4 protein-coding genes are annotated in these 6444 nt (G+C 65.8%); 3 read left to right on the top strand and 1 reads right to left on the bottom strand.

Translation table 11 applies throughout. The annotated features are described in order from the left end of the window. The 3 genes from JHD07_RS29350 to JHD07_RS29340 all read left to right on the top strand — a co-directional run. The coding region (locus JHD07_RS29350) for an autotransporter domain-containing protein (protein ID WP_291628502.1) at positions 1-1698 on the top strand (1698 nt) is incomplete at its 5' end. 117 nt (positions 1699-1815) lie between these two features. After that, complete coding sequence (locus JHD07_RS29345) at positions 1816-2379, top strand: nitroreductase (RefSeq protein ID WP_291628500.1); 564 nt, start codon at positions 1816-1818, stop codon at positions 2377-2379. A gap of 63 nt (positions 2380-2442) precedes the next feature. Further along, a complete protein-coding gene (locus tag JHD07_RS29340) occupies positions 2443-3711 on the top strand; it encodes a serine hydrolase domain-containing protein (RefSeq protein WP_291628498.1) in 1269 nt (422 codons plus the stop codon). On the opposite strand, the gene JHD07_RS29335 is transcribed toward JHD07_RS29340, so the two are convergent. Continuing rightward, positions 3697-6159 (bottom strand): EAL domain-containing protein, encoded by a 2463-nt coding sequence (locus JHD07_RS29335; protein ID WP_291628497.1) that lies wholly within the window; start codon positions 6157-6159, stop codon positions 3697-3699. The two genes, JHD07_RS29340 and JHD07_RS29335, sit on opposite strands and share 15 nt — an antisense overlap. Between the last annotated feature and the right edge of the window lie 285 nt (positions 6160-6444).

Genomic DNA, 6444 nt, shown 5'->3' with positions numbered 1-6444 from the left:
GGACTGACCAAGTCCGGCAGCGGCACCCTGCGCTTGACCGGCACCAGCACCTATTCGGGCGCGACCATCATCAACGGCGGTACGCTCGACGTCGAAGGGACACTCGGCGGCACCTCCGCCGTCACTGTCAATGCGGGCGGCACGCTGTCCGGCGAGGGCCTGATCGATCCTCTCACGGTGACGATCAATGCAGGCGGCGTACTGGCGCCGGGCAATGGCACGGCGGCATCGTCGATGACGATCGACGGCAATCTCGTCATGCAATCCGGCGCCATTTATCGTGTGCAGCTCGATCCCTCGGCCGCGTCCTTCACGACCGTGAACGGCACCGCCTCGCTCGGCGGTGCCACGGTGAATGCGGTATTTGCCAATGGCGCCTATGTCAGCAAGAGCTACACCATCCTCACCGCAAGCGGCGGCATCTCCGGTACGTTCGCATCAGATATCGTCTCCACCAACCTGCCCGCCAACTTCCAGACCAGCCTGAGCTACGACGCCAACGACGCCTATCTCAATCTCGCTCTGAACTTCGGCATTCCGTCCGGATTGAACGGCAACCAGCAGGCCGTCGGCAGCGCCCTCACCGACTCCTTCAATCGCATTGGTGGCATTCCCGCCATCTATGCCGGGTTGACGCCTGCTGGCCTGACGCAGGCCTCTGGTGAGACCGCAACCGGCGCGCAGCAGGCGACGTTCGATGCGATGGGCCGCTTCGCCGCCCTGCTCACCGATCCCACCACGCGCGGCGTCGCGGGCGGAGGTGGCGCGAGCGGCTTTGCGGATCAGCACAACCACCGGCGAACCAATGCCTTTGCAAGGCTCACCCGCGCTCCGGCTGCCAGCTTCGAGCAGCGCTGGGACGTGTGGGCGGCCGGCGTCGGCGGCGCGCAATCCACGTCCGGCAACGCGACCGCCGGATCGAACGATGCGACCAGCCGCACCTATGCCGTCGCTGCGGGCGCCGATCACTGGCTGTCGGCGCAGACGGTGACCGGCTTTGCGTTGGCCGGTGGCGGCACCAGCTTTGGCGTGAACGGCCAGGGTTCCGGCCGTTCCGATCTGTTCCAGGCCGGAATCCATCTGCGCCATACCGAAGGGCGCGCCTTTATCGCTGCCGCCCTCGCCTATGGCTGGCAGGACATCACCACCGACCGCACCGTGACGATCGCCGGCACCGATCGGCTGCGCGCCAACTTCAGAGCCAATGCATGGGCGGGTCGGCTCGAGGGCGGCTACCGGTTCGTCCTGCCCGTCAGCGGCGGCGTGGGCCTTGCGCCATACGCGGCGGTACAGGCCGCTCTATTCGACCAACCGGGCTATGCGGAGCAGGTCGTCTCCGGCGCCTCGACCTTTGCGCTGGGCTATGCTGGCAAGCGCTTGGCCGACAATCGCAGCGAACTCGGCCTGCGCAGCGACAAGTCGTTCGCGGTGCCGGACGGCATGCTGGCCTTGCGCGGGCGCCTCGCCTGGGCCCATGATTTCAACCCTGACCGTTCGGCGGCCGCGAGCTTCCTGGCGCTGCCGGGCGCCAGTTTTGCGGTGAGCGGCGCCGCGCAGGCGCGCGACTCCGCGCTCATGACAACTTCGGTCGAGATGACATGGGCCGGCGGCTGGTCGGCCGCAGCGTCCTTCGAGGGCGAGTTCTCCCGGTCGACGCGCGCCTATGCCGGCAAGGGCGTCGTGCGCTTCGCCTGGTGAGCCCGGGCACAGGACGGCCGTGATCACAATCGATCTAATCGGGGCTCTATGGCCTCGTGGCGAGGGGGAGCGCATGCTAATGCGAGGCTCATACCGACCCCACGAGAGAGACTGCCCGTGCCCGACGCCATCGAACTCCTGAAAACCCGACGCTCGGTCAAGCCGCGCGAGATGACCGGGCCCGGGCCCTCGCCGGCCGAACTCGAAACCATCCTCACCATCGGCGCGCGCGTGCCCGATCACGGCAAGCTGGCGCCCTGGCGCTTCATCGTCTTCGAGGGCGATGCCCGCGCACGTGCCGGAGAGGTGATCGCCAAGGTCTTTGCCCGGAAGAATCCCGGCGCACCGGCCGCCGACGTCGAGACCGAGCGCAAGCGCCTGATGGATGCGCCGCTGGTGATCGGCATCGTCAGCTTCACCAAACCGCATCCGAAGGTGCCGGCTTTCGAGCAGGAATTGTCGGCGGGCGCAAGCGCCATGAACATCGTCACCGCCGCGACCGCGCTTGGCTACGGCGCCTGCTGGCTCACCGGGTGGTTCTCGTTTGACCGTGACGTGCTTGACGGGCTTGGCCTCAAGCCGGACGAAAAGCTCGCCGGCTTCATCCATATCGGTACGCCGACCAAGCCGAGCGAAGACCGTCCGCGACCGTTCCTTTCCGAAATCGTGACGCGTTTTTAATCGAAGGCTTGTTGACGCCCCTGGCGTTGTGCGGCTTTGATCCCGGCGAGGGAGGAAGCCCGGATGCGACGCCGTGAATTTCTGGTCGGGGCCGCGCTGCTCGCCGGCTCGACGATGCGAAGCCGGGCGGCCGCTATTCCCGCCCCCTCGTCCGAGGGGCTCGATCGTATCACGGCCTATTTCGACAATGAGGTGACAAGCGGCCGGCTGCCCGGCGCTGTGATCCTGGTTCAGCAGCACGGCAAGCCGGTCTACCTGAAGTGCTTCGGCGTGCGCGACACCCGGACCGGTCTTGCGATGACGCCGGACACGATCTTCGCCATCCATTCCATGACCAAGCCGATCACGTGCCTCGGCGCGATGATGCTGATCGACGAGGGCAAGCTTGCGCTCACCGCCCCCGTGTCGAAATACGTCCCGCTGTTCGCAGGGACCAAGGTGGGCCGCGAGGTGACCCTGCCCAGCGGCACGGTGGAGCTGGACCTCGACCCACCGGACCGCCCCGTCAATATCGAGGATCTGCTGCGGCATACTTCGGGCATCAGCTACGATTACATCGGCAGCGAATGGGTCGAGCACGCTTACAAGATGGCCAACATTTTCGAAGGTCACTTCAACAACAGGGAATTCGCCGATCGCATCGCCAAACTGCCGCTGGCCCGTCAGCCGGGAACGCTGTGGCGCTACGGCCATTCCACCGATGTGCTCGGCAGCGTGATCGAGATCGTGTCGGGCCAGACGCTGTACGAGTTCCTGAAGGCACGCATCTTCGATCCGCTTGGCATGAACAGCACCAAATTCGTGGTCGCGACGGAGGACGAGCTGAGGCGGATGGCGCGGCCGCTGCCGAACGATTTCATCCTGCTTGCCGGAGAGCGCGACCGTCTCGACCATCCGGAATGGCAATCCGGCGGAGGCGGCCTGCTCTCGACCATCACGGACTATCAGCGCTTCTCGCAGATGCTGCTCAATGGCGGCGAGTTCGAGGGCAGGCGCTATCTGAGCCCGGCAGCATTCAAGGCCATGACGACCGATCAGATCGGGCCCGGCTCCGGCGTCGGACGCGACTACTTCTATTTTCCGGGCGACGGCTTCGGCTATGGCTACGGCCTTGCCGTGCGCACCGATCCCGGCAATGCAAAACCGCCGCCGCCAGGGTCGCTCGGCGAATTGAAATGGGACAGCGGCAGCGGCACCTATTTCGGCGTCGATCCCAAGCTCGACATGGTCTACCTCATGATGCAGCAGACCCAGAACGAGCGCGGCCGCATCACGCCTGCGTTCAAGGCGCTGGTCTACGACTGCTACCCGGAAGGGCTACGCCGCCCGTGAGGTGCGCTGGCGGAAATCCGCGAGCAGCTTTGCGATCTCGGCGGCAGGCCGGGCGGCGCTGAACAGAAACCCCTGCACCTCGTTGCAGCCTTCCGCACGTAGCCAGTCGAGCTGATCCTCGGTCTCGACGCCCTCCGCGGTCGTGGTGATGTTGAGGCTGCGCCCCAAACCCGAGATCGCGCGCACGATCGCACCGCAATCGGGCCGCTGCGCCAGGTCCTTGACGAAGGAGCGGTCGATCTTGATCTTGTCGAATGGAAAGCTGCGCAAATAGCTCAGGCTGGAATAGCCGGTGCCGAAATCGTCCATGGAGATGCTGACGCCGAGTTCGCGCAGCTGGTGCAGGATGGCCAGATTGGCATCGGTCTCGGCCAGGAAGATCGACTCGGTGATCTCGAGCTCGAGCCGCTTCGGCGACAGGCCGGACTGCGCCAGGGCCGAGATCACGACCTGAACCAGGTTGCGGCTGCGGAATTGCGCCGGCGACAGATTGACCGCGACCTTGACGTCGGCGGGCCATTTGACCGCCTCGGCGCAGGCTTCGCGCAGCACCCATTCGCCGAGCTGGATGATCAGCCCGATGTCTTCGGCAACGGGGATGAACTCCGCCGGTGAGATCATGCCCTTGTCCGGATGCCGCCAGCGCAGCAGCGACTCGAATCCGGAGATTCGGTCGGAGGCGATCGACACCAGCGGCTGATAATGCAGCTCGAACTCGCCGTTGGCGAACGCGCGGCGCAGGTCGAGCTCCATGTCGCGGCGCTTTTGCGCATGCAGGTCCATCTCGCGCTCGAAGAAGCGGTGCACGCCGCCGCCGTCGGATTTCGCCCGGTACAGTGCCATGTCGGCATTGCGCATCAACTCTTCCGGTGTCGTGCCGTCGCCCGGCGACAATGCGATGCCGACGCTGGCCCCGATCACCATCTCCTGCCCGTCGATCTCATAAGGCGCCTTCACCGTGTCGATCAGCAGCGATGCGCAGGCGCTGGCTTCGTTCGGCGAGACGTCGGCGACCAATATGACCGCGAACTCGTCACCGCCGAGCCGAGCCGCCAGATTGCCGCCTCGGACCGCGGTGGTCAGGCGTCCGGCGACTTCCTTGAGCAGCCGGTCGCCGACAGGATGGCCGAAGGAATCGTTGATGTTCTTGAACAGGTCGAGATCGATGTAGAGCACGCCGACGCGCTTTCCTGCGGCCTGGTCCAGGGCCTGCTTGAGGCGCTCCTGGAAATATTCGCGGTTCGGCAGGTCGGTAAGCCCGTCATGATGGGCCATATGGGCGATGCGCGCTTCGGCCTTGCGCCGCTCCGTGATGTCGACGACCGCAACCAGGTAGCCGTCGCGGTCGTCGAAGGCGACGCGGCGGCCGAAGGTGAGCACCTCGATCTCGCTGCCGTCGGCGCGCAGGTGCCGCCAGTTGCGCGAGGAATGATAGGCGTCCCCGAGCCGCTCCAGCGCCTCGGAGTGGCTGTCCCACTCGTCCTCGGGCCAGATCTCGTTCAGCTTCATGCGCAGGAACGCGGCGCGGCTATAACCGTAATGCTGGACCGCGGCGTCGTTGACGCTGAGGAACGCCTTGGTCTGCGCGTCGAACACCCACATCGGCATCGGGTTGTTGTCGAACAGCAGGCGGAACGAGGCATCGCGACGCTTCAAGGCGGTGACGTCGGAGATCGCCAGGGAGACCACGCCGGCGAAGGCGGTGGCGCTGAGGCGGAGATGGCGGCCCTCGTGCTCGATCTCGAGCTGCTCGCCGCGGCCGCCCGCGACTGCCTCGAGCAGGAAGTCCATGATCTCGGGCAAGGCCAATAGCGTGGTCCCCTCGCCGATCCGCCGCCACAGCAGGCTGCCGTTCGCCACCCTCAACAGCGCGCTTGCGCTGTCGTTGTGATGCACGATCTGGAGATCGAACGGCTTGCCGCCGGCATCGCGCAGGGTCGTCAGCGAGATCACCGCATCGTCGGTAGCGGCGAAGATCGCGTCCAGCAGATTGTAGTGCAGGCCGCGTTCGTTGACATAGGCGCCGACCAGCGTGGCGCCCCAGCGCGAGGCGGTGGGCAGGGCCAGCAGATCGTAGGTCCTCACCATGCCGTCACGGACGCAATGCGCGTTCGCGTGATGCGGCTGCCCCGTCGCCAGCGCGATGGACGCGGCTTCCGTCAGCGCCGTGGCGCAATCGGGCGACAGCTCCGCGACGGGAATGTCCCAGCGTTCCTCGCCGAGCCATTTCTGCGCGTAACGTCCGCTGCGCGACAGTTCGAGCACACCTTCGTTCTTCAGGAGCGCGATGTGGTCGGCAAGCCGGCCGAGGCTGCCGAGCATCACGTCCTCGTAGCGCGGCAGCCGCTCGCCCGGTTTCAACGCCGCGCGCCATTTGCGCTGAAGCACCGGGATGTCATCAAACATGTCGGCGGCCGGTTTCCCCGGCATCTTCTTCGCGGCAGTCATGGTGTCCCCAACGCACTTTGCCGGCCCATCCAATGCAGGCGCGCTTAAGGACGTGTAAAGGGCGCGCGGGCGCGGGTTCCCTTTCAATGATTATGACAGTTTTAAGTCGACTGTTGGTTAGCGGTCGTTAGAGACTATGACAGCCGTGCGAAGGCAATGCGCTCGAGTCCCGAACGCGCTGCAGCGCTCTGGCGCTGCTGCGCAGAGCCGGGACCCAGCAAGCCAGGCACGCTGATGCATGGGCCCCGGCTCTGCAGCGCACCGCTGAAGTAGCGCTGCGCTGCG

The organism is Bradyrhizobium sp. (genome assembly GCF_016462955.1).
Lineage (GTDB): Bacteria > Pseudomonadota > Alphaproteobacteria > Rhizobiales > Xanthobacteraceae > Bradyrhizobium.
The sequence above is the reverse complement of the archived record's forward strand: the minus strand, read 5'-3'. Positions and strand labels throughout refer to the sequence as shown.

What these genes read in the sequence shown, in the direction of transcription:
- JHD07_RS29340 (WP_291628498.1), top strand. Translation starts at nt 2,443, where the DNA reads ATGCGACGCCGTGAATTTCTGGTCGGGGCCGCGCTGCTCGCCGGCTCG.
- JHD07_RS29335 (WP_291628497.1), bottom strand. Translation starts at nt 6,159, where the DNA reads ATGACTGCCGCGAAGAAGATGCCGGGGAAACCGGCCGCCGACATGTTT.